This window comes from Microbacterium yannicii, from assembly GCF_024055635.1.
Lineage (GTDB): Bacteria > Actinomycetota > Actinomycetes > Actinomycetales > Microbacteriaceae > Microbacterium > Microbacterium yannicii.
Map to the genome: position 1 here is coordinate 68566 of NZ_JAMXMB010000009.1, position 21891 is coordinate 90456.

The 21891-nt window shown below is 70.2% G+C and carries 24 protein-coding genes and 2 tRNA genes; 10 read left to right on the forward strand and 16 right to left on the reverse strand.

Features of this window, described 5'->3' with window-relative positions; all coding sequences use genetic code 11:
• Window positions 1–41: 41 nt before the first annotated feature.
• The 3 genes from NCG93_RS04695 to NCG93_RS04705 all read left to right on the forward strand — a co-directional run bounded on the left by NCG93_RS04695 (window position 42) and on the right by NCG93_RS04705 (window position 2551).
• Window positions 42–296 (forward strand): hypothetical protein, encoded by a 255-nt coding sequence (locus NCG93_RS04695; RefSeq protein ID WP_194415186.1) that lies wholly within the window; start codon window positions 42–44, stop codon window positions 294–296.
• Between the two features lie 79 nt (window positions 297–375).
• Window positions 376–1458 (forward strand): GNAT family N-acetyltransferase, encoded by a 1083-nt coding sequence (locus tag NCG93_RS04700; RefSeq protein ID WP_194415185.1) that lies wholly within the window; start codon window positions 376–378, stop codon window positions 1456–1458.
• The gene (locus NCG93_RS04705; RefSeq protein WP_194415184.1) at window positions 1451–2551 is read left to right on the forward strand and encodes a GNAT family N-acetyltransferase; all 1101 of its coding nucleotides are present in this window, start codon (window positions 1451–1453) and stop codon (window positions 2549–2551) included. The genes NCG93_RS04700 and NCG93_RS04705 overlap by 8 nt, the downstream gene beginning before the upstream one ends.
• A 30-nt stretch (window positions 2552–2581) precedes the next feature.
• Here the strand turns inward: NCG93_RS04705 and mutM are convergent, their stop codons facing one another.
• From mutM to NCG93_RS04735, 6 genes are all read right to left on the reverse strand, one after another.
• Window positions 2582–3514, reverse strand: a complete 933-nt coding sequence (gene mutM, locus NCG93_RS04710; protein ID WP_194415183.1) for a bifunctional DNA-formamidopyrimidine glycosylase/DNA-(apurinic or apyrimidinic site) lyase — start codon at window positions 3512–3514, stop codon at window positions 2582–2584.
• The gene (rnc, locus tag NCG93_RS04715) at window positions 3507–4208 is read right to left on the reverse strand and encodes a ribonuclease III (protein ID WP_194415182.1); all 702 of its coding nucleotides are present in this window, start codon (window positions 4206–4208) and stop codon (window positions 3507–3509) included. The genes mutM and rnc overlap by 8 nt, the downstream gene beginning before the upstream one ends.
• Before the next feature lie 16 nt (window positions 4209–4224).
• Window positions 4225–4434 (reverse strand): 50S ribosomal protein L32, encoded by a 210-nt coding sequence (gene rpmF, locus NCG93_RS04720; protein WP_163617368.1) that lies wholly within the window; start codon window positions 4432–4434, stop codon window positions 4225–4227.
• A gap of 33 nt (window positions 4435–4467) precedes the next feature.
• Entirely contained in the window at window positions 4468–4950 is a 483-nt protein-coding gene (locus NCG93_RS04725) for a YceD family protein (protein ID WP_206687826.1), read from the reverse strand.
• Window positions 4951–5117: 167 nt separating this feature from the next.
• Complete coding sequence (gene coaD, locus NCG93_RS04730) at window positions 5118–5615, reverse strand: pantetheine-phosphate adenylyltransferase (RefSeq protein WP_194415181.1); 498 nt, start codon at window positions 5613–5615, stop codon at window positions 5118–5120.
• 44 nt (window positions 5616–5659) lie between these two features.
• Window positions 5660–7822 carry an ATP-dependent DNA helicase RecG gene (locus NCG93_RS04735; protein ID WP_194415180.1) on the reverse strand — a complete coding sequence of 721 codons (2163 nt, stop codon included), beginning with the start codon at window positions 7820–7822 and terminating at the stop codon, window positions 5660–5662.
• A 157-nt stretch (window positions 7823–7979) separates the two neighbouring features.
• Here NCG93_RS04735 and rsmD point away from each other — a divergent pair, with 157 nt between their 5' ends.
• Window positions 7980–8543, forward strand: a complete 564-nt coding sequence (gene rsmD / locus NCG93_RS04740; protein WP_194415179.1) for a 16S rRNA (guanine(966)-N(2))-methyltransferase RsmD — start codon at window positions 7980–7982, stop codon at window positions 8541–8543.
• Window positions 8544–8704: 161 nt separating this feature from the next.
• On the opposite strand, the gene thiL is transcribed toward rsmD, so the two are convergent.
• Window positions 8705–9700, reverse strand: coding sequence for a thiamine-phosphate kinase (gene thiL, locus NCG93_RS04745; RefSeq protein ID WP_194415178.1), 996 nt, complete (start codon window positions 9698–9700; stop codon window positions 8705–8707).
• 89 nt (window positions 9701–9789) lie between these two features.
• On the opposite strand from thiL, the gene NCG93_RS04750 reads away from it, so the two are divergent.
• Window positions 9790–10287: a DUF3515 family protein gene (locus NCG93_RS04750; protein WP_194415177.1), complete on the forward strand. Its 498-nt coding sequence runs from the start codon at window positions 9790–9792 to the stop codon at window positions 10285–10287.
• Window positions 10288–10320: 33 nt separating this feature from the next.
• Here the strand turns inward: NCG93_RS04750 and NCG93_RS04755 are convergent, their stop codons facing one another.
• The 7 genes from NCG93_RS04755 to NCG93_RS04785 form a co-directional block, all read right to left on the reverse strand.
• The gene (locus NCG93_RS04755; protein ID WP_194415176.1) at window positions 10321–11439 is read right to left on the reverse strand and encodes a D-alanine--D-alanine ligase family protein; all 1119 of its coding nucleotides are present in this window, start codon (window positions 11437–11439) and stop codon (window positions 10321–10323) included.
• The gene (locus NCG93_RS04760) at window positions 11339–12475 is read right to left on the reverse strand and encodes an NAD(P)H-dependent glycerol-3-phosphate dehydrogenase (RefSeq protein ID WP_194415175.1); all 1137 of its coding nucleotides are present in this window, start codon (window positions 12473–12475) and stop codon (window positions 11339–11341) included. The genes NCG93_RS04755 and NCG93_RS04760 overlap by 101 nt, the downstream gene beginning before the upstream one ends.
• Window positions 12465–13229 (reverse strand): lysophospholipid acyltransferase family protein, encoded by a 765-nt coding sequence (locus tag NCG93_RS04765; protein WP_194415174.1) that lies wholly within the window; start codon window positions 13227–13229, stop codon window positions 12465–12467. Before NCG93_RS04765 ends, NCG93_RS04760 begins: the two co-directional genes overlap by 11 nt.
• A gap of 4 nt (window positions 13230–13233) precedes the next feature.
• Window positions 13234–14616: a UDP-N-acetylglucosamine 1-carboxyvinyltransferase gene (gene murA / locus NCG93_RS04770; RefSeq protein WP_241742182.1), complete on the reverse strand. Its 1383-nt coding sequence runs from the start codon at window positions 14614–14616 to the stop codon at window positions 13234–13236.
• Window positions 14617–14690: 74 nt separating this feature from the next.
• Window positions 14691–15311 carry a 3-isopropylmalate dehydratase small subunit gene (gene leuD / locus NCG93_RS04775; protein ID WP_194415173.1) on the reverse strand — a complete coding sequence of 207 codons (621 nt, stop codon included), beginning with the start codon at window positions 15309–15311 and terminating at the stop codon, window positions 14691–14693.
• 1 nt (window position 15312) lies between these two features.
• The gene (leuC, locus tag NCG93_RS04780; protein ID WP_194415172.1) at window positions 15313–16785 is read right to left on the reverse strand and encodes a 3-isopropylmalate dehydratase large subunit; all 1473 of its coding nucleotides are present in this window, start codon (window positions 16783–16785) and stop codon (window positions 15313–15315) included.
• A 206-nt stretch (window positions 16786–16991) separates the two neighbouring features.
• On the reverse strand, window positions 16992–18062 hold the full coding sequence (locus NCG93_RS04785) for a TerC family protein (protein WP_194415171.1): 1071 nt from the start codon (window positions 18060–18062) through the stop codon (window positions 16992–16994).
• Window positions 18063–18308: 246 nt separating this feature from the next.
• On the opposite strand from NCG93_RS04785, the gene NCG93_RS04790 reads away from it, so the two are divergent.
• The 4 genes from NCG93_RS04790 to NCG93_RS04805 all read left to right on the forward strand — a co-directional run bounded on the left by NCG93_RS04790 (window position 18309) and on the right by NCG93_RS04805 (window position 20829).
• Window positions 18309–18878 (forward strand): RNA polymerase sigma factor, encoded by a 570-nt coding sequence (locus NCG93_RS04790; protein WP_194415170.1) that lies wholly within the window; start codon window positions 18309–18311, stop codon window positions 18876–18878.
• Complete coding sequence (locus NCG93_RS04795) at window positions 18875–20044, forward strand: DUF4349 domain-containing protein (RefSeq protein WP_194415169.1); 1170 nt, start codon at window positions 18875–18877, stop codon at window positions 20042–20044. The genes NCG93_RS04790 and NCG93_RS04795 overlap by 4 nt, the downstream gene beginning before the upstream one ends.
• Before the next feature lie 69 nt (window positions 20045–20113).
• The gene (locus tag NCG93_RS04800) at window positions 20114–20476 is read left to right on the forward strand and encodes a YidH family protein (protein ID WP_194415168.1); all 363 of its coding nucleotides are present in this window, start codon (window positions 20114–20116) and stop codon (window positions 20474–20476) included.
• Window positions 20473–20829: a DUF202 domain-containing protein gene (locus NCG93_RS04805; RefSeq protein ID WP_194415167.1), complete on the forward strand. Its 357-nt coding sequence runs from the start codon at window positions 20473–20475 to the stop codon at window positions 20827–20829. The genes NCG93_RS04800 and NCG93_RS04805 overlap by 4 nt, the downstream gene beginning before the upstream one ends.
• Before the next feature lie 84 nt (window positions 20830–20913).
• Here NCG93_RS04805 and NCG93_RS04810 read toward each other — a convergent pair.
• Window positions 20914–20989, reverse strand: a tRNA-Glu gene (locus NCG93_RS04810).
• Between the two features lie 43 nt (window positions 20990–21032).
• Window positions 21033–21108 (reverse strand) — tRNA-Glu (locus NCG93_RS04815).
• Window positions 21109–21226: 118 nt separating this feature from the next.
• Here NCG93_RS04815 and NCG93_RS04820 point away from each other — a divergent pair.
• Window positions 21227–21865 (forward strand): MBL fold metallo-hydrolase, encoded by a 639-nt coding sequence (locus tag NCG93_RS04820; RefSeq protein WP_194415166.1) that lies wholly within the window; start codon window positions 21227–21229, stop codon window positions 21863–21865.
• Window positions 21866–21891: the final 26 nt, after the last annotated feature.

Below are 21891 nucleotides of genomic sequence, written 5' to 3' on the forward strand. Positions count from 1 at the left end.
CGCCTGCCGAGGCATCCCTTTCACAACCGGAAAGATCAATCATGAACACTCTTGTTGCGCCGCAGCGCCCATCGGGCCTCCCCGATACGCTGCGGCTCCCGAGCCGCGACACCCGGACCTCGCTCCTAGACCGCCTCGCCCTCCACCTGGGCCTGAGGCTGCTCCTCTGGAGCACCCGCACACCGCGACTCGCGGATGACCGCAGTCGGCACGCCCAGGCGTACCGACACCAGGAGGCGACCGCGCAGCGTGAGCGCGCCTACCTCCGCGAGGCCAGCCTCGCACCCCGGCCGTGATGGCCGTCGGGTCCGCCGCCCGCATCGGGCGGCGGACCCCCCACCCGCTCATTCCTTCCGAGACCAAGGACGCACTGACATGACCACCATCACGGGGCTGGAGTTCCGGCCCCTCGTCGTACCCCACTCGGTCGACGCTGCGGACGCCGGCGACTTCCTCGAGATGGTCCGGGTGCGCAACATCATCTACCGCGAGATCTCCGGTCATGACGACCACCGCATCGCGGCCGACGAGCTGCTCCCCCACTACCGTCCCACCGAATACCAGACCCGCCGGTCGTGGGTCGTCGTCGACGACGGAGCCATCATCGGCCGCGTCGGCGTCGACATGCCTCACGAGGACGGGTCCAAGGAGGCCTTCTGGCTGATCGAGCTGCTGCGCGACACGTGGGGTCGCGGCATCGGCTCGGCCGCCCATGAACTCGTCGAACGGACCGCTCGCGAGTTCGGCCGCAGCGTGCTGCAGTCGTGGGCCGAGCACCCTGCCGCGCCGGGTCCCCAGCTGGTGCCGCCGACCGGCTTCGGCGAGATCCCTCGCGACCACATCGCGCGGTTCTACCTGCGACACGGCTACGCGCTCGAGCAGGTGGAGCGCAACAGTGCCTTCGATCTCACGGCCTCGTTCGCGGGCGTCGAGCGGCTGCTGGCCGAGGCGCAGGCGGCATCGCCCGCCTATCGCGTCGTGCAGTGGTTCGCGCCGACGCCTGAGGAGTACGCGCCGGGATACGCCTGGATGAAGTCACGGATGTCGACCGATGCCCCGGCTGCCGCCCTGGACTTCGCCGAGGAGACGTGGGACACCGCCCGCATCGCTGAGCACGACGCGAGGTACACCTCCGCGGGACGCACCATCCAGGTCACGGCTGCGCAGCACATCGAGACCGGCGAGCTGTGCGCCTTCAACGAACTGGTGGTCGGAAAGGATCGCCGTGAGCCGTCCCACCAGGAGGACACGCTCGTCCTCAAGGAGCATCGCGGGCACAAGCTCGGCACGCTCGTGAAATGCGCCGGACTGCTGTCCTGGCGTGATGTGGCGCCCGCATCCGCGCGCGTCATCACATACAACGCAGAGGAGAATCGGCCCATGCTGGACATCAACGAGGCGATCGGCTTCGCGCCGATCGCATACGTGGGCGCCTGGAAGAAGGTGCTCGATGACTGATCTCACCGACACCCGCGTCGTGACGGTCGAGCGCATCCCCATCCCCGAGGCAGTGGACGCGCCGGACGCCGGGATCTTCCTCGAGGTGGTGCGGATCGCCAACGCGGTCTGCCTCGAGGACGCGGGGCATGACTACCTCCGCGAGGAGGCCGCCGAAGTGCTCGGGCTCTGGCAGGACCAACAGGACTGGACCCAGCTCGGCTTCGCAGCCATGCGCGGCGACGAGGTTCTGGGCGCTGTGAAGATCGTCATCGCGAACGAGCCGGAGACCAGCAGCGTCGAGTTCGACCTCATGGTCGATCCGCCTCATCGCGGACAGGGGCTCGAGGAGCTCCTCCTCGCCGAGGTCGAACGCGAGGCCCGCGACCGCGGCTTCGGCACGATCCAGACGTGGACGCTGCACCGTCCGCACTCCACGGGAGCGCGTGTCGAGCCGTCCACGGGCTGGGGCTCGATTCCGGCGGACGATGCGCAGACCCGATTCCAGCTCGCGAGCGGCTTCACCCTGGAGCAGGTCGAGCGCAACAGCGTGTTCGATCTCACCGGCGATTTCGGCGGCGTCGAGCGCATGCTCGCAGAGGCGGAGGAGTTCGCGGGCGATGAGTACCGCTCGCTCCAGTGGACGTCGCCGACGCCTCCCGAACACGTCGACGGGTTCGCACACGTCATCTCGCGAATGTCTACGGACGCACCCGCGGGCGGTCTCGTCGTCGAGGAGCAGCACTGGGACGCCGCACGCGTCGAGCGTCGGGACGCGCGGCTGAAGGCACAGGGGCTCACCGTCTCGGTGGCCGTCGTGCTGCACGTGCCGACCGGCCGGATCGCGGCGTACAACGAGCTCGCCATCGGCGAGGACGGCGCCGGCGCGACCCAGCAGTTCGGGACTCTCGTCGTCAAGGAGCACCGCGGGCATCGCCTCGGCACGATCGTGAAGTGCGCGAACCTGCTGCGGTGGCGAGAGATCGCCCCCGGATCGCCGCGCGTGTCCACCTTCAACGCCGAGGAGAACCGCCACATGCTCGACATCAACGAGGCCATCGGCTTCGTACCCGCCTCGTATGCGGGGGCCTGGAAGAAGGTTCTCTCGTCGTGATCCGGCGGGCAGCGGCTGTGCGCTACGGGCTCAGGGGGTCGCCGGGCGCGGGTGCGGCAGCCGCTGGCAATGCGGACAGAAGTGGCTCGAGCGATTCGTGAACGACACCCGCACGATCGGACGGCCGCATCGGGGGCACGGTTCCCCGGTGCGGCCGTACGCGTTGAGGGAGTGCGCGAAGTAGCCCGCCTGGCCGTTGACATTGACGTACTGCGCGTCGAAGCTCGTGCCGCCCTCGGCCAGCGCCTTGTCGAGCACCTGGCGCACCTCTCCGAGGAGACGGCCGACCGCGCGCGTGGACAGCGCGCGCGCCGGCGTCTCGGGATGGATGCGAGATGACCACAGCGACTCGTCGGCATAGATGTTGCCGACGCCGCTGATCACCGTCTGGTCGAGCAGCACCCGCTTGATCGCGGAATCCTTGCGCTGCAGCATCCGTCGGAAAGCCGTATCGGAGAACGCCGGATCGAGCGGGTCGCGCGCGATGTGCGCCACCTGTGACGGGACGGATGCCGCAGCCCACCCCAGTCCTCCGTCGGCGCCGTCCGGCGTGGGGATCAGCTCGTCGATCGCCAGCGAGCCGAAGGTGCGCTGATCCGCGAAGACGACGGCGAGTTCTCCGTGCACAGGGTGGGCCAGGTCGATCCGCACCCGCTCGTGCCGCTCCACGGGCGCGCCCGGAACCCGCAGCAGCAGCTGCCCGCTCATGCCGAGATGGCCGACGACCGCATCGCTCGAAGTCGGCCGCCCGGTGACGGGCTGCAGCGGCAACCACAGGAACTTGCCGCGCCGGGCGGCGGAGAGCACCACGCGTCCCGTGAGCCGCGCCTCGAAGTCGGTCCCGTCCCCGGAGTGCCTGGTCAGGGCCCGCTCATCGAGGACGGTGACTCCGAGCACCAGCGCGCCACTGACCGCGGGCGCGAGGCCGGCGCGAACGACCTCGACCTCGGGAAGCTCAGGCACGCCCGCTGAGGTCTCGCCACGCGGTGAGCGCGGCGGCCATCTCTGCGTGCTTCTTGCTCGTCCCGGCACCCTCGGCCGTGAGGTCGCCGACGGTGACGGCCGCGGTGAAGCGCCGGTCGTGATCGGGCCCCGTCGAGGTCACGGCATACAGCGGAGGCTGCAGACCGCTGTGCGCGGCGAGCTCTTGCAGCGCAGTCTTGGGATCCATCGCCGCGCCGTAGCGCTCCGGGTCTGCGAGCAGCGGCTCGACGAGCCGCAGCACCAGACCGGTGGCGGCATCCGCCCCCGCCGACAGGTAGGCGGCGCCGAAGATGGCCTCCATCGTGTCGGCGAGGATGGAGTCCTTGTCGCGGCCGCCGGTCAGGATCTCTCCGCGACCCAGCAGCAGGTGCTGCCCCAGCCCGATGCCTCGCGCGATCTCGGCGAGGGCGACGGTCGAGACCACGCCGGCGCGGCGCTTCGCGAGGGCGCCTTCGTCGAGATCGGGATGCCCGGTGAACAGGCGCACCGTGACGGCGAGCCCCAGCACCGAGTCGCCGAGGAACTCGAGGCGCTCGTTGTTCGGAACCTGTCCGTTCTCGTACGCCCAGGAGCGATGCGTGAGCGCCAGCGACAGAAGCTCGGGGTCGATGACGACTCCGAGCTTCTGCGTGAGGTCTGCGTGAGCGGTCCGCTCGGCAGCGACGTCTGTCACGTCAAGTGCACGACGATCAGACGTCGGCGACCTTGCGGCCCTTGTACTCGAGGAACAGCTCGGTGCCCTGCGAGTCCGTGACGACCTTCGCCTGGTGGGGACGGCTGTAGACCTTCTTGCCGTTCTCGATGGTGGTGGTCAGCGTGATGGGCGCCGCCTTCCACTGCGCGCGACGCGAACGAGTGTTGGAGCGGGAGACCTTCCGCTTCGGGGGGTTACCTGCCATGGCTTGCTCTCTTCTGTGTTCTCGGCGCCGGAATCAGCCGCGGGGGCGCGGTGCTTCGTCGTCGTGGTTCGTGGTGAAGTCCTGGAGCGCGGCCCACCGTGGATCGAGGGGCTCGCGCGGCTGCGATCCGGCGTTATCGGCCAGTCGCTCGCCCGTGACCGGATCGAGGCCGGGGCAATCCGGCTGGCACACCGGCTGAAACGGAAGCGCCAGGACGACGGCTTCCCTGACCAGAGTTTCAAGATCCACGTGGTCGTCTTGAACCTCGAAGTCAGCTTCTTCCTCCCCAGGATACGCGAAAAGCTCCTGAAACTCGACTTGGAGCCCCTCGGCGATGTCGATGAGGCATCGGCTGCAGATGCCGGTGTACTCCGTGTCGATCTCTCCGGAGACGAGGATGCCCTCGTGTACCGACTCGAGCCGCACCTCGACGACGACGGGCTCTCCTTCGGCGACGGACACCAGGCCCTCGCCCCATTTGGCGGGAGCGGGGACGTCGATGGAGTGCTCGCGCATCTCGCCGGAGCGGTGGATGATGTCCCGGATCGGGAGGACGAACGGACCCGTCACATGCTTTCTGACCACGGGTCCAGCCTAGCCGCGGTTCCTGGTCGGACGGCCCGCGGCCGGGTGTCCGGCGGCCAGAAGCCCCGGCAGGCGGATGCCGCGGCCGGATGCTCGGGTCAGATGCCCCGCGCGCCGGTGTCGAGGAACCGCGCCACCGCCGAGGGCACGTACGGCGAGACATCGCCGCCGAGAGCGGCGACCTGGCGCACCAGCGAGCTGGAGACCAGGGCGTGCGCGGGATCGGGCAACAGGAAGACCGTCTCGACATGGGCGAGGTGACGGTTCACGATCGCCATGGGCGTCTCGTACGCGACGTCGATCTGGGAGCGGATGCCCTTCACGAGGACGCCGGCGCCGACATCCGTCGCGTAGTCCACGAGAAGGCCCATGCTCCACGAGGCCACGACGACATCGCCCTCGACATCGCTCTCGGCGATGGACTGCTCCAGCAGCGCTTGACGCTGCGCGATCGGCAGCAGCGCCTCTTTGCCGGGGTTGTGCACGACGAGCACGTGGAGCTGGTCGTACAGCGACGCGGCACGGCGGATCACGTCGAGATGACCGAGGGTCGGCGGATCGAACGATCCCGGGACGACGGCGATCCGGCTGCTCATGCCGACCAGCCTACTGGGCGCCGCCGGGGACGATCCGCCGCGCGTCAGTTCTTCGCCAGCGCGGCGCGCTCCGCCGTCCCGACGTTGCGTTCGAGGGCTGCCGCGAGACCCGGGTGGCGCACCAGCGCCGGGTCGTCGGCAAGAACCTGCTCCGCGGCGACGCGCGCCTCCGAGATGATGTCGGCGTCCTTGACGACCCGCAGCAGCCGCAGCGACGAGCGCGCACCGGACTGCGCGTCACCCAGGACATCGCCCTCGCCGCGCAGCTCCAGGTCGACTTCGGCGAGGGCGAAGCCGTCGAGCGTCGCGGCGACAGCCTCGACGCGCTCGCGGGCGGGAGTGCCGCGGGGCGCCTCGGTGACCAGCAGGCACAGTCCGGGAATCCCGCCTCGTCCGACGCGCCCGCGCAGCTGATGCAGCTGCGACACGCCGAAACGGTCGGCCTCGAGGATGGCCATGGTCGACGCGTTCGGCACGTCCACCCCGACCTCGACGACGGTCGTCGCCACCAGCACGTCGATGTCACCGCGGGCGAACGCCTGCATCACGGCATCCTTCTCGTCCGACGGCATCTTGCCGTGCAGGATCTGGACGCGGATGTCGGAGAAGGACGCATGCCTCGACAGCAGGTCCGCGACCTGGACGACACCCCACCGGGTGCGGGGTGTCTCGCCGCCGGTCTCGCCGGGGGGCTCGTCCGCGGTGTCGTCCTTCGTGAGCGCCTCGGCGTCGATCGCGGCGCAGACGACGAACGCCTGACGCCCCTGGCCGACCTCCTCGGCGATGCGCTCCCACACGCGGCCGAACCACCCCGGGTGCTCGGCGAGCGGAGCGACGAAGGTCTCGATGCCGGCGCGCCCGGCAGGCATCGTCCGGATGGTCGACACGTCCAGGTCGCCGAAGACCGTCATCGCGACGGTGCGTGGGATCGGCGTGGCGGTCAGCACCAGCGCGTGCGGCGACGAGCCCTTGGCCCGCAGCGACTCGCGCTGCTCCACGCCGAAACGATGCTGCTCGTCGACGACGACCAGCCCCAGGTCGGCGAAGGTCGTGCTCTCGCTGAGGAGGGCGTGGGTGCCGACGACGATGCGGGCCTGACCGGACGCCGCCCGCAGCGCCGCCTTGCGCCGTTCCGCCGCGGGAAGCTGTCCCGTGAGCAGCGTGGGCATGAGCTCGGGGGCAAGCTGCGGCCCCAGCATCCGTGCGATGGAGCGCACATGCTGCCCCGCGAGGACTTCGGTCGGCGCGATGAGGGCCGATTGCCCGCCGGACTGGGCGACCTGGAGCATGGCACGGAGTGCGACCAGCGTCTTGCCCGAGCCCACCTCGCCCTGCACCAGCCGGTTCATCGGCCAGTCGCCCTCGAGATCTCGCGCCACATCATCGCCGACGCGGATCTGATCGGGCGTCCGCGGGAAGGGCAGCGCCGCGTCGAATCTCTCCAGCAGCTCTCCGGGAGGTCGGCGGATCGCCGAGAGCGCCCGGACGAACTGGCGCTGCTGCAGCAGCGCCACCTGGAGGACGAAGGCCTCCTGCATGCGCAGCGTGGCACGCGCCGGTTCGATCTCTTCGAGGGCCTTCGGCCGGTGGATGCGCTCGATCGCCGTTCGCGCGTCGAGCAGGCCGTGCCGCGTGCGCAGGTCGTCGGTGAGCGGCTCGGGCACATCACCGAGGCCGTCGAGGACCAGATCGACGATCTTCTGCAGCTGCCAGCTGGCGACCGTGCTCGTCGCCGGATAGATGGGAATGGGGAGGTTCACGTTCGCCTCGGCGGTGAGCCGTGCCTGCTCCTCGTCGTCGAACAGCTCGTAGTCGGGATGGGCGAGCTGCTTCGCGCCGCGGTACTCCCCCACCTTGCCCGCGAAGATGCCGCGCCGGCCCGGCTTGAGGTCCTTCACACGCCAGGCCTGGTTGAAGAACGTCAGCGACAGCTCGCCGTTGCCGTCGCTGATCACCACCTCCAGCAGCGAGCCGCTGCGGTTCTTCATCCGCCGTTCGTTCACGCGCCGGACCTCGGCGACGATGGTCACCGGCTCGCCGACCGGCAGCGACGAGATCTGCGTCAGCTCGCCGCGACGCGCGTAGCGACGGGGATAGTGCGTCAGCAGCTCGCCGACCGTGGTCATGCCGAACGCCCGCTCGAGCGCCGCCGCCGTCTTCCCGCCGACCGCTCCGCCGAGGCTCGAATCGAGGGTGAAGGACGCCATGAGACGAGTCTAGGAGCCGCCGCGGACGCACGTTCGCGCGCCCCGGCCGGGCCTGTGGACCTCGCGGCGCCGGCCTCGGGGCCTCGGGCTCCTGTCGTGCTGTCCCCGTGTGCGGACGGTTCCCGCCGACGGCGGATGCCGGCGATATCGTGAAAGCATGACGCGCATCATCGCGGGCCGCGCCGGCTCCCTCGTGCTCGATGTGCCGGACGCCGGCACACGGCCGACCAGCGACCGGGTGCGGGAGTCGCTGTTCGGCGCGCTGGAGTCGGCCGATGCGCTCCGCGGGGCGGCGGTGCTCGACCTCTACGCCGGGTCGGGCGCACTCGGGCTCGAAGCCCTCAGCCGCGGCGCGGCATCCGCAGATCTCGTCGAGAAGTCGCCGCGTGCGGCGACCGTCGCACAGCGCAACGCCGCTCGGGTGGCGAAGGCGGTGGGCTCCGGGCCGACGGTCACGGTGCACCGCAGCTCGGCGGACGCGTTCCTGCGCACGGGGCGGGGCCCATACGACCTGGTGTTCCTGGACCCGCCGTACGACGTGAGCGAGGCCGAGCTCTCGTCGACACTCGCGCTGCTCGTGCCCGTCCTCTCGCCCGCGGCGGATGTCGTCATCGAGCGCGCGGCGCGCTCACCCGAGCCGACGCTGCCCAGGGGGCTCGTCGCCGGCCGCTCGAAGCGCTACGGCGACACGGCGTTGTGGTGGGCGGCTGCCGCGGGCTGAGACGTCGGCGCGCCCTCCTGCACCTCGGAGCCGTCGAACCCCACGTCGCGCGTGATCCGGAGCCTGCCGCTCGCCTCGAACTCGGGTCGGAACGTCGGCGCATCGCCCAGGAGGAGGTGGGCCTTGTGCGGCATCCCCAGAAGGGAAGCCGCATCCCTGCCTCAGCCCGTGCGCGCGTCCCAGTCAAGATACGGATCCCAGCCGCCGCGACCTTCGTACGGCCGTCCGTCGACCAGCACCCCCTCCGCGCCGCGCGCCTGCACGACACCCACGCGCGCGAAGCCTTCCGGCAGCGGGCGTCGAGCGGGGAACGTGGCCAGCAGCGCGTGATCCTCGCCGCCGGCGAGGGCGGACGCGGGATCGGCGCCCAGCAGCGCCGATTCCAATGCGAGGGTGACTCCGGATGCCGCGGCCAGCCGCGACGCGTCCAGCACCAGCCCGTCCGACACGTCCATCATCGCGGTGGCACCGGCGTCCGCGGCATCCGGTCCGAGCCAGACCGGCGGCGAAGGGCGCAGCTGCGCGGCAAGGTCGGCGCGCTCGTCCGGTTCGAGCAGCCGCTCGTCGACGGGAATCGGCGCGCCCGCAGCATCCGTGAACCGTGTGAACAGCGTCCGCAGGCCCCGCCCCGCGCGCCCGAGGTCGCCCGCCACCGCCACGACGTCGCCGACGCGTGCACCGGAGCGCAGCACGGGCGTACGGCCGGCCAGGGCACCGAGCGCGGTGACGGCGATCGTGAGCGTGTCGGAGACGGTGAGATCTCCTCCCTCGACGCGGCAGCCGGGAGCCAGATCGCGACACGCCGCCCGGAGGCCGTCGGCGATGCCGGTGACGAACGACAGCCGCGTCTCGTCGGGCATGGCGAGCGCCACGAGCAGCGCGGTGGGTGTCGCACCCATCGCGGCGACGTCGGCGAGGTTGACGGCGGCGGCCTTGTAGCCGAGGTCGTAGGCGCTCGACCACGCCAGGCGGAAGTCGGGTCCGTGGACGAGCGTGTCGACGGTCGCGACCACGCGGCCATCCGCCGCCGCGATCACCGCCGCGTCATCGCCCGGGCCGACGAGGGCGTTCGACCCGCCGAGCCGCTCGAGGATGCTGCGGAGAACGCGTCCCTCGCTGAGCTCGCCCACCGTCGGATCCCCGCGCTCGTCATCCACCCCACCACGCTACCGTCGACGGTCGGACCACCCGACGGCCGGACCACCCGACGGCGGGACGGCCCGTCGCGCCGGGTTAGCCTGGGACGGTGCGTGTTCTCCCCTCACTGGCCGCGTTCGGACTGGCCGTCGTCGCCGCGATCGGGCTGACGGGATGCACGTCGACCGTCGATCTCGATCCGGCGAAGGCCGCGAACGACCCGCTCTGCGCCGAGATCACGTCGAACCTGCCCGGCACCGTCAGCGGGCAGGCGCGCCGCTGGACCGACGCGCAGGCGACCGGCGCGTGGGGGGATCCCGCCAAGGTGCTGCTGACGTGCGGCGTCGAACCTCCCGGGCCGACGACTCTCCGCTGCGAAAGCGTCGCGGGCGTCGACTGGATCATCGACGACTCCGACGCACCGCGCTTCCGCATCACCACGTTCGGCCGCACGCCCGCCGTCGAGATCTACCTCGACACCACGGCCGACGCGGAGGGCAACGGCGCGTCAAGTCGCGACGTCCTCGACGCGCTGTCGCCGGTCGTCAGCGTGCTGCCCGTCGACGGCGAATGCCTCGACCGCGTCGACGCCACGCCTGCGCCCTGATTCGCCGCGTCGGCCGATCCGGCGCGCCGATCCTCAGTGCGCGTTCGCCCCGACCGTGGCCCCTGCCGCGCGTTCGAGCGCCGTGTCGATGAGCTCGGTGATGAGCTCGGGGTAGGAGACTCCCGATGCGATCCAGCACTTCGGGAACATCGAGATCGGCGTGAAGCCCGGCATCGTGTTCAACTCGTTGACGTAGAGGCCGTCCGCCGCGAGGAAGAAGTCCACACGCGCGAGGCCCTTGCCGTCCACCGCCTGGAATGCGCGGATGCCGAGCTCTTGGATCGCCGCGATCTCATCGTCCGTCAGGTCAGCGGGGCAGACCACCTCGGCGCCGTCGCCGCCGAGGTACTTGCCCTCGAAGTCGTAGAACTCGCGGCTCGTGAGGACGATCTCGCCGGGCAGCGATGCCCTCGGCGCCCCGCCACCGCGTCCCTCGAGGATCGCCACCTCGACCTCACGGCCCACGATCGCCGACTCGATGAGCACCTTGTCGTCCTCCGCGAACGCGAGGGCGAGGGCGTCGTCGAGCTCGGACGCATCGTGCACCTTCGACACGCCGACGCTCGACCCGGCGCGTGCGGGCTTCACGAACGTGGGCTCACCGAGGGTCGCGGCATCCGCTCGCACGCCTTCCGGGTCGCTCTCCCAGCGGCCCCGGGTGACCGTGACCGACGGGGACACCGGGACGCCGGCCGCGGCGAGGACGATCTTCATGAAGTGCTTGTCCATGCACAGCGCGGAGTCGAGCACACCTCCGCCGGCATAGGGGATGCCGAGGGTGTCGAAGAAGCCCTGCACCGTGCCGTCCTCGCCGTGCAGGCCATGGAGGATCGGGAGGACGACGTCGAGGCGGCCGAGCTCGTCCACCGAGCCGTCGGGCCGCCGGACCCGCAGCGTCCGGTCGGCGCCGCCTTCAGGCCACACGACGCGTGTGCCGTTGTCGACGACCTCGGGAAGCCGCTCGGCGTCGAGCGCGAACTTATCGGGATCGTCCTCCTCGAGGACGAAGACGCCCTCGCGGGTGATCCCGATGGGGATCACGCGATAGCTGTCACGGTCGATCGCCCGGAGCACCCCGCCCGCCGTTGCGGAACTGATCGAGTGCTCGCTGGATCGACCGCCAAAGAGCACCGCCACCGCCGGCTTGTCCATTCGTCGTCCTCTCGCCCTGGGGGGTGTCGTCGTCTGTCGTGAGATGCGGCGCGATGTCGCGCGGGTTCATGGTGCCGTCGAGGACCATCTTGACCTGCTCGACGATAGGCATCTGCACACCCACCTCGCGTGCCAGCTGCAGGATCGGCGCAACGGACGCGAGCCCCTCGGCGGTCTGGTTCATCTGCTTGACCACATCGTCGAAGCGATACCCCTGACCGAGCAGGCGCCCGGCGGTGTTGTTGCGGCTGAGGGGCGACTGGCAGGTTGCGATGAGGTCGCCGAGGCCAGCGAGGCCCTGCAGCGTTTCGTGGTGGGCGCCGAAGGCGACGGCGAAGTCCGTCATCTCGACGAGACCGCGCGTGATGATCGACGCCTTCGTGTTCTCGCCGTAGCCCACACCGTCGACGATGCCGATGGCCACGGCGATGAGGTTCTTCAGCACGCCGCCGAACTCGGTGCCGATGACGTCGGTGTTCACGAACGTCCGGAAGTACTGGTTGCGCGCGCGGCGCGCGACCGCCTCGGCGGTCTCCTGGCTGGTCGAGGAGATGACGGCAGCCGTCGGCTGCTCGCGGGCGATCTCGAGCGCGAGGTTGGGACCCGACGCGACCGCGATGCGGGCGGGGTCGCAGTGCAGCTCCTGCTCGATCACCTGACTCATGCGCAGTCCGGTGCGCCGCTCCACCCCCTTCATCAGCGACACGATCGGCGCATCGCTGTCAGCGATCAGCGGTCGCACGGCCTTGAGGTTCTGCCGGACGGCCTGACTGGGGATCGACAGGTAGATCTGCTCGGCACCGTCGAGTGCCTCCGAGAGATGGTGCGAGGCGTGCATGTCGCGGGGCAGGTTGATGCCCGGGAGGTACTCGCTGTTGCGCTTCCCCTCCTGGATCTCGCTCGCGAGCTCGGGGCGGCGCGCCCACATCGTCACGTGCGCACCGCCGTCGGCGAGGATCTTGCCGAACGTCGTGCCCCAGCTGCCTGCTCCGACGACCGCGACGCGCGGGCGGGCGGCGTCCTGCCTACGGCTCAAGGCGCCCCGTCTCCTTCTGGCCGTGATCGGCCGGGTTCCAGCGCTGCGGCGGTGCCGGCTCGCCGCGCAGCTGCGAGAGCAGCCCGGCGATGTCGGCCATCACGAGATCGGTCGCCTCGACGAGGGCGGACTGCGATGACGCCCGTCCGGCATAGGCCGTCAGGTCCACCGGATCGCCGATGACGACCCGTACCCGACGACGCAACGGCCACAGCTTGAGCTTGCCGTACCGCGGCAGCACCTGCTGGGCGCCCCACTGCGCCATAGGGATGACCGGGATGCCGCCGGCCAGCGCGAGACGGACCGCGCCGGTCTTGCCGCGCATCGGCCACAGGTCGGGCTCGCGCGTGAGCGATCCCTCCGGGTAGACGATCACGCCGCGGCCGTGCCGGACGAGCGTCTCGGAGGCCTCGAGCGTCGCACGGGCCGAGGCTGCGGATGCGGCGCGAGCGACCGGCACCATGCCCGTGGCCCTCAGCGCCCACCCGAGGACAGGAACGCGGAACAGGCTCTCCTTCGCCATGAAGCGCGGCGCCCGGCCGGTGCGCCACACCGCGAGTGCAACCACGAGGGGGTCGATCTCGCTCAGGTGGTTCGGCGCGAGGACGTACGCACCCTCGCGCGGCAGCTTCTCCCTGCCCTCGATCTCGAGCTTGAACAGCAGGCTGAGCAGGGGCACGACGATGGCCGCGAGCGGCCAGAAGACGCTCGGGCGCGTCTTCTCGGCGGACGCGCGCCGACGTTCTGTCGCCACCGGACTATCCGATGACGTCGAAGTCGGCGCCCAGCATGTCGAGCTTGGCGAGGAACTTCTCGTAGCCGCGACGGATGATGCCCACGTTGCGCACGATGGACTCGCCCTCGGCCGCCAGCGCCGCGATCACGTAGCTGTACCCGCCGCGGAGGTCGGGCACGACCACGTCGGCGCCGTGGAGGGCGGTCGGACCGTTGATCACGGCAGCCTGCTCGAGAGCGCGGCGGGGAACGCGGCGTCCGGCGGTGTCGAGACCGCGCGGGTGCACGACGATGTCGGCGCCCATCTGGTTGAGGGCTTCGGTGAAGCCCAGCCGGTTCTCGTACACGGTCTCGTGGACCGTGGAGGTGCCCTCGGCCTGCGTGAGCGCCACGATCAAGGGCTGCTGCCAGTCGGTCATGAAGCCGGGATGCACGTCAGTCTCGACCACGACCGGCTTGAGCGCGCCGCCGCGACGGAACTGGATGCCGTCCTCGCGGACGTCGAACCAGCCGCCCGCCTTGCGGAAGACGTTGAGGAAGGTCAGCATCTCCTGCTGCCGCGCACCGCCGACGAAGATGTCGCCGTCGGTGGCGAGAGCTGCGCACGCCCACGAGGCGGCCTCGTTGCGGTCGAAGATCGCCCGGTGGTCGTAGCCCTGCAGCGTGTCGACGCCCTCGATGAGGATGACACGGTTCGGCTCGTACGAGATGATGGCGCCCATCTTCTGCAGCACCGCGATCAGGTCCATGATCTCGGGCTCGATGGCGGCGTTCCGGAGCTCCGTGGTGCCCTTCGCCTTCACGGCGGTCAGCAGCACCTGCTCGGTCGCACCGACGCTCGGGTACGGGAGCTCGATGTTGGCCCCGTGAAGGCCGTTGGGGGCGGTGATCCTGATGCCCTCGTAGCTCTTGTCGACGACGGCGCCGAACGCGCGCAGCGCATCCATATGGAAGTTGATCGGCCGATCGCCGATGCGGCAGCCGCCGAGATCGGGGATGAGCGCCTCACCCAGCAGGTGCAGCAGCGGACCGCAGAACAGGATCGGGATGCGCGAGGCACCGGCGTGCGCGTCGATCTCTTCGAAGTGGGCCGATACGGCACCGCTCGGGTCGAAGTGGAAGGTGCCCTCTTCCTCCCCCTCATCGACACGGACGCCGTGCACTTCCAGAAGCGAGCGCACCACGTGCACGTCGCTGATGTCGGGGACATCGCGCAGGGTGCTCACGGTCTCGCCCAGCAGGGCGGCGACCATCGCCTTCGTGACGAGGTTCTTCGCACCCTTGACCTCGACGCGACCGGTCAGGGGCCGTCCGCCCCTGATGGCCAGGACTTCTCCCGCCACTTCCGGTTCTCGCGCTTCGGCGGCTGTGCTCTCGCCGGCGGCGACGTTCAGAAGCGGCTTCATCCGGTGGTCCTCACTTGGTGGTACGAGGGGGCTGGGGAGGGGCGGGCGCCCGGGTTGTGGGCACCCGGCCCGGCTTACGGAACGGGAAGCGTCCGCGGCCGCCACGCCTCTCGGCGAGCCTCGAACTGCGCGATCTTGTCCTGGTCGCGCAGCGTGAGCCCGATGTCATCGAGCCCTTCGAGAAGCCGCCACCTAGTGTAATCATCGATCTCGAAAGCGAATTCCAGGCGCTCCGAGGCACTCGCGGCAGGGTCGCCGATCGTCGCGGTGCGTGCTGCGAGATCGACCGTCATGGCGATACCGGGGTTCGCCTCGATGGCTGCCCAGGCCGCCTCGAGGTCGGCCTCGGAGATGACGCCGGCGACGAGGCCCTGTTTGCCCGCGTTGCCGCGGAAGATGTCGGCGAACCGCGAGCTCAGCACCACCTTGAACCCGAAGTCCCGGAGGGCCCAGACCGCGTGCTCGCGGCTCGATCCGGTGCCGAAGTCGGGTCCTGCGATCAGGATGCTGGCACCCGCATAGGCGGGCTGATTCAGCACGAACTCGGGATCCTGGCGCCAGTTGGCGAAGAGGGCGTCCTCGAAACCGGTCTTGGTGACCCGCTTGAGGTACACGGCGGGGATGATCTGATCCGTGTCGACCGCGGACCGCTTCAGCGGGGCGACGATGCCGGTGTGCGTGGTGAACGCGTCCATGTCAGGCCTCCGAACCCTGGGCAGCGGCTGCGACGGGCGCAGGAAGATCACTCGGGCTGGCGAGGCGCCCCATGACGGCCGTCGCAGCGGCGACCAGCGGCGACACCAGGTGCGTGCGCCCGCCCTTGCCCTGCCGGCCTTCGAAGTTGCGGTTGCTCGTCGACGCGCAGCGCTCCCCCGGTGCCAGCTGGTCGGGGTTCATGCCCAGGCACATCGAGCAGCCGGCGAAACGCCACTCCGCGCCGAACTCCTGGAAGATCTTGTCGAGCCCCTCCGCCTCCGCCTCGAGGCGGACACGCGCAGAGCCGGGCACCACCATCACGCGTACGCCGTCGGCCTTGCGATGACCCTCGATGACGGACGCGAACGCGCGGAGGTCTTCGATGCGGCTGTTGGTGCACGAGCCCATGAACACGGCGTCGACGGGCACGTCCTTGAGCGGGGTGCCGGGGACGAGGTCCATGTACTCGAGCGCGCGCTCCGCGGCGGCACGGTCGTTCGGGTCGGCGAAGTCATCGGGCGAGGGCACGGCGTCGCTGAGCGACACGCCCTGGCCCGGGTTCGTGCCCCACGTGACGAAGGGCTCGAGCTCGTTCGCGTCGAGGAAGACCTCGGCGTCGTACACCGCGCCCTCGTCACTGGGGAGCGTCCGCCAGTAGGCGACGGCGTCGTCCCAGTCCTGGCCCTTCGGCGCGTGGGGTCGGCCTTCGAGGTAGGCGAACGTCGTCTCGTCGGGCGCCACCATGCCGGCACGGGCGCCGGCCTCGATGGACATGTTGCACATCGTCATGCGCCCCTCCATCGACAGTGCGCGGATGGCGCTGCCGCGGAACTCGAGCACATAGCCCTGGCCGCCGTTGGTCCCGATCTTGGCGATGACGGCGAGGATGATGTCCTTCGCCGTGACGCCGGGCTTCAGCGCACCCTCGACTGTGATGGCCATCGTCTTGAAGGGCTTGAGGGGGAGGGTCTGCGTCGCCAGGACGTGCTCGACCTCGCTGGTGCCGATGCCGAACGCCATCGCGCCGAAGGCGCCGTGCGTGGACGTGTGGCTGTCGCCGCACACGACGGTGATGCCGGGCATGGTGAGCCCCAGCTGCGGGCCGACCACGTGGACGATGCCCTGCTCCTTGTCGCCGAGCGAGTGCAGGCGCACCCCGAACTCGGCGGCGTTGCGGCGCAGCGTCTCGATCTGCGTGCGGCTGGTGAGATCGGCGATCGGCTTGTCGATGTCGAGCGTCGGCGTGTTGTGGTCCTCCGTCGCGATCGTCAGATCCAGCCGGCGCACCGGCCGGCCTTCCGCGCGGAGGCCGTCGAACGCCTGCGGACTCGTCACCTCGTGAACGAGGTGCAGGTCGATGTAGATCAGATCCGGCTGGCCGTTCTCGCCGCGGACCACGACGTGGTCATCCCAGACCTTCTCGGCGAGGGTGCGGGGGCGATCGGGAATGCCGGACGCGTCAGTGATGCTCATTGCTTGTCGTTCTCCTCTGGGGACTGTGCCCGCATGGGGTGGGGCCCGCGACGAACTCCGCGACGAGAGAGGCCTGGAAACTAGGACTCGTCGCGGCCGCTAAGGAGAAGGCGAGCGATCCGCACGGGGCCAGATTACCACTCGCGCGGACGCCGACGGATCGCGCACGACGCCGTGTGCCGTCGTGCGCGACCCGCCGGCGCTGCTCAGCGGGCGTCGTCGCGCGGCTGCTCGACCGTCGGCGGAGTGCCCTTCTCCTCGGCGACGACGGCGGCTGCGGCATCCGCATCTCCCGCCTTCTTCTCACGCGAGGAGGCGATCAGACTCGCGATGGTGGCCACCGCCATCGACAGGACGATGACCGCGAGCGACATCCAGGTCGAGATCTCGGGAGCCCACTCGATGTGCTCGCCGTTGTTGATGAACGGCAGCTCGTTCACGTGCATCGCATGGAAGACGAGCTTGAGGCCGATGAAGGCGAGGATGAACGCGATGCCGTAGTGCAGGTAGCGCAGGCGATCGAGGAGGTCTCCCAGCAGGAAGTAGAGCTGGCGCAGGCCCATGAGGGCGAAGATGTTCGCCGTGAATACGATGAACGGGCTCGTGGTGATGCCGAAGATGGCGGGGATCGAGTCGATCGCGAACAGCAGATCGGTGACGCCGATCGCCGCGAACACGATGATCATGGGCGTCCACATCTTCTTGCCGCCCACGACGGTGCGCAGCTTCGCCCCGTCGTAGTGGTCGCTGATGTCGATGCCGCGACGCAGCAGGCGGACGATGAAGTTCTCCTGCTTGACGTCCTCGTCGTGGTCGCCGCCGGGGAAGGCCTGGCGCCACGCGGTCCACACCAGGAACGCTCCGAAGATGTAGAACACCCAGCTGAACTGCTCGATGATGGCCGCGCCGGCGAGGATGAACAGCCCGCGCAGCACCAGCGCGATGATGATGCCCACCATCAGCACCTCCTGCTGATAGCGGCGCGGCACCGCGAACTGACTCATGATCAGCACGAAGACGAACAGGTTGTCGATCGACAGGCTGTACTCGGTGAGCCAGCCGGCGACGAACTGGCCGGCGTACTCCGGCCCCGCGAACACCCACATGAGCCCGGCGAAGATCAGCGCGAGCGTCACGTAGAAGACGACCCACAGGGTCGACTCGCGGGTGGAGGGGATGTGCGGCCGCTTCAGGATGAGCAGCAGATCACCCAGGAGGATGAGGGTCAGGATCACGAGGGATCCGATTTCGAACCACAGGGGCAGTTGGAGGTCCAATGCAGGGCCTTTCGAAAGGGGCGAACGAGGGGTCGGTCGTGGCCGAAAGTCTCTCCCCCGCGACCTGTCGGCCTGCGGCGCGCACCCGGGGTCGCTCTCTCGGGACCCGTGATGACGGATGCGCGTGTCGGGATACTCCCTCTCGCTCGCAACAGGATACAGGTCCGGGATGCCGCTCCCGCCGTCCGTGAGACGATCCGGGCGGTGCGGACACTCCCCCGGTGAGAGATGATTCGGAGGATGGGGATGCCCGACGACGACCCGCCACGCGGCGCCACCCGCGACGCCGAGCTCGTGGTGCTCGCTGCGGGCGGGAGCGAGCACGCCTTCCGCACGCTGTACCGCGCGTACGTGCGGCCGGTGTACTGGCTCGCACATGGGCTGGTCGGCAACCCGGCGGACGCCGAGGAGGTCACCCAGGAGACATTCCTCGTCGCCTGGCGCAAGCTCCCCGGACTGGAGCTCGCCGGAGACTCGCTGCTGCCCTGGCTGGCGACGATCTGCCGCTTCCAGTCGGCCAACCGCGTGCGTCGGCAGCGACGCGACCGCCTGCACACCGCGGCGGCCGCCGACGAGGACCTGCCCTCGACGGTGGACGTCGAGCAGCAGGTCATCGACGAAGACCTGGCCGACGCGATCCTCCGCGAAGTCGCCGGTCTCGGCGAGCTCGATCGCGCGATCTTCCGGCTGTGCGCCACGGAGGGTTACGCCTACCAGGCCGCCGCCGACGAGCTCGGCGTCGCGCACGGCGTCGTCCGCAATCGTCTCTCCCGCATCCGCACCCGTCTGCGGACCGTCGTGAAGGAGAGCACATGAACACGCAGCCGCCGGTGCCCGACAGCTCGGCACCCCTCCCCGAACTCGGCGCCGAGCGCATCGACGAGATCGAGGACGCCCTCTTCGCCGACATCGCGCACGAGCGCCTGCGCCGATCGGCCCGGCGCACGCGGCGCGGCCGCCTGTGGATCGCCGGCGGCGCCGCGGCGGCCGTCATCGTGGTCGCCGCGGTCATCGCTCCGTCGGTCGCCTCGCTCGTCGGCGGGGCCGGCGGCGCGAGCGACCAGTCCGCCGTCGCGCCGGTCGCTCCCGCCGATTCCGGTGCGGTGTCCGACGGCTCCTCGGACGCGACCACGACGGAGTCCGCACCCTTGACCGTGGCACCCGACGCCGCTGCCGGCGACAAGTCGACCGGTGCGGCGGCGACGGATCGCGACATCATCACGTCAGCCTCGGCCACCGTGTCGGTCGACGAGGTCGATGCCGCCACCCGGTCGATCGGCAACTCGGCCGTGGCCCACGGCGGCTACGTGGAGTCGATGAGCATCGGCAGCAACGGCAGCGTCTACCCGGTCGCCCCGAGCGACGGCGGAGTCGTCTACGACACGATGCCGTACCCGTCCCCCACCGATGGCGCGTGGATCACGGTTCGCGTGCCTGCGGATCAACTGTCGGACGTCGTGAGCGAGCTCGATGATGTCGGGGAGGTGACTGCGACGAACCTGTCACGACAGGACGTCACCGGTCAGACGGTGGACCTCGAGGCGCGGATCGACGCGGCGCAGGCGTCCGTCGATCGCCTGACCGAGCTGATGGGCCAGGCGCAGAACGTGGCCGACCTGATCGCGGCCGAAGCGGCGCTGTCGGAACGGCAGGCGCTTCTGGAGTCCTATCAGCAGCAGCTCGAGATGCTCGACGATCAGGTCGCGATGTCGACGCTGTCCGTGACCGTTGTCCCGGACGTGGAGACGGTGACCGCCGATCCGGCCGGCTTCGGCGACGGCCTCGCCGCGGGCTGGAACGGGCTCGTCGCCACCCTCAACGGCATCGTCGTCGCGATCGGCTTCCTCCTGCCCTGGCTCGCTGTGGCAGCGGTCGCCGCACTCATCGTGTGGGGCGTGGTGCGCCTCGTCCGCGGGCGGCGCCGTGCTCGAGCGGATGCCGCGCCCGCGGCACCCGAGACCGTCGACGACCCGCGGGACTGAGCGGCGGCCCGCAGCCCGCCAGGCCGCTGCCACCGGTCGTCGATACCGCACCGCCGATACTGTGGAACGGTGACGCGCAGCAGATTCCCCGCCTCGGTCTACGGGACGGGCACCGAGCCGGACCCGCGGTTCAGCCTGGCCAACGAGAGGACCTTCCTCGCGTGGAACCGCACGGCGCTGGCCCTCGTCGCCGGCGGCGTGGCGCTGGAGGCGCTCGGCCTCGATCTGCAGCCGGAGCTGCGGCTCGCGGCATCCGTGATCCTCATCGCCGCGGGTCTTGCGGTGCCCGTCCTCGCGTGGTTCGAGTGGGGGCGCACCGAGCGCGCGCTGCGGGCGGCGACACCGCTGCCCGGTTCCGTCACGAGCATCGCGCTGGCCGTCACGATCGTCGTCGTCGGCGCGCTGGTCCTCCTCGGTGTGATCCTGCGATGAGCGACCGGCGGCTGTTCGACCCGGGCCTGCAACCGGAGCGGACGGAGCTCGCGTGGCGCCGCACGTCGCTCGCGATCGGCGTCGGATCCCTGCTGGCGCTGCGGGTCCTGCCGTCCATCGCTCCGACGGCGGCGCTGCAGCAGATCCTCCTCGCACCCGGCATCGTGGGCGTCGTCTTCGCCATGCTGCTGTGGGGGCGAGCGCGGGCGCGCCACCGCCGCGTCAGCCGCGCGCTGCTCGACGATCGAGCGGCCGACCTCCCCGACGCACGTCTGCTGATGGCGTTGACGGTCTTCGTCGTGGGCTGCGGTGTGGTGTCCGCCGTGATCCTCGTGGTCGTCTCCACGGTGTGAGGACGCGCCGCAAGCCTTCTCGGATCGCTGGTGCGGAAACGGCTCGAGGCCCCGGATCCTGGCGGATCCGGGGCCTCGAGCGGTTGGTGACCCCAGCGGGATTCGAACCCGCGTTACCGCCGTGAGAGGGCGGCGTACTAGGCCGCTATACGATGGGGCCGCATAGCCAGTCGCAGAACCGAGCTGCGACCTTGTTGCCTGACTGGTGACCCCAGCGGGATTCGAACCCGCGTTACCGCCGTGAGAGGGCGGCGTACTAGGCCGCTATACGATGGGGCCGTTCAGGCAACCGTTCGATTATGCCACGTCGCATATGCCCGGTCCAAATCGTCACGGCTCGCGCGGCCGACCGCCTCCGTGACTTGCTCGGGCGACATCCGGGCGCTTGACTCGTGGCATGCGAGTCACGAAGTTCGAGCATGCGACCCTGACCATCGTCGACCTGGGAAGGACGCTGATCATCGACCCGGGATCGTTCACCGCTCCGCTCGGCGAACTCGAGGACGTGGTGGGCATCGTGCTCACGCACGAGCACGCCGATCACTGGACGGCGGATCACCTCGATCGCATCCTGGGCATGTTCCCCGGCACGCCGATCTTCGCGCCCGAGGGCGTGGCCGCGGCGGCCGCCGCCTACGACATCACCGTCGTGCGGCCCGGCGACGTCGTCGAGGTCGAGCCGTTCCGTCTCGAGTTCTTCGGCGGACGTCACGCGGTGATCCACGAGTCCATCCCGGTCGTCGACAACGTCGGCGTTCTCGTCAACGGCGACTTCTACTACCCCGGAGACTCCTACGTCGTTCCCGAGGGTCGCGCGGTGAAGCTGCTGGCGGCGCCGGTCGGCGCACCGTGGCTGAAGATCGGGGAGGCGATGGACTTCGTCCTCGCCGTGGCGCCGCGGCGTGTCTTCGCCACCCATGACATGACGCTGTCGGTGGCCGGACGCGACATGGGTCGTGCGCGCCTCGGCTGGGCTGCCGAGCAGGGCGGCGGAGAACTCGTCGTCCTCGAGCCCGGCGAGGGCACCGACATCTGATCCACGCCGTCGTCGCGGGCGCCCCC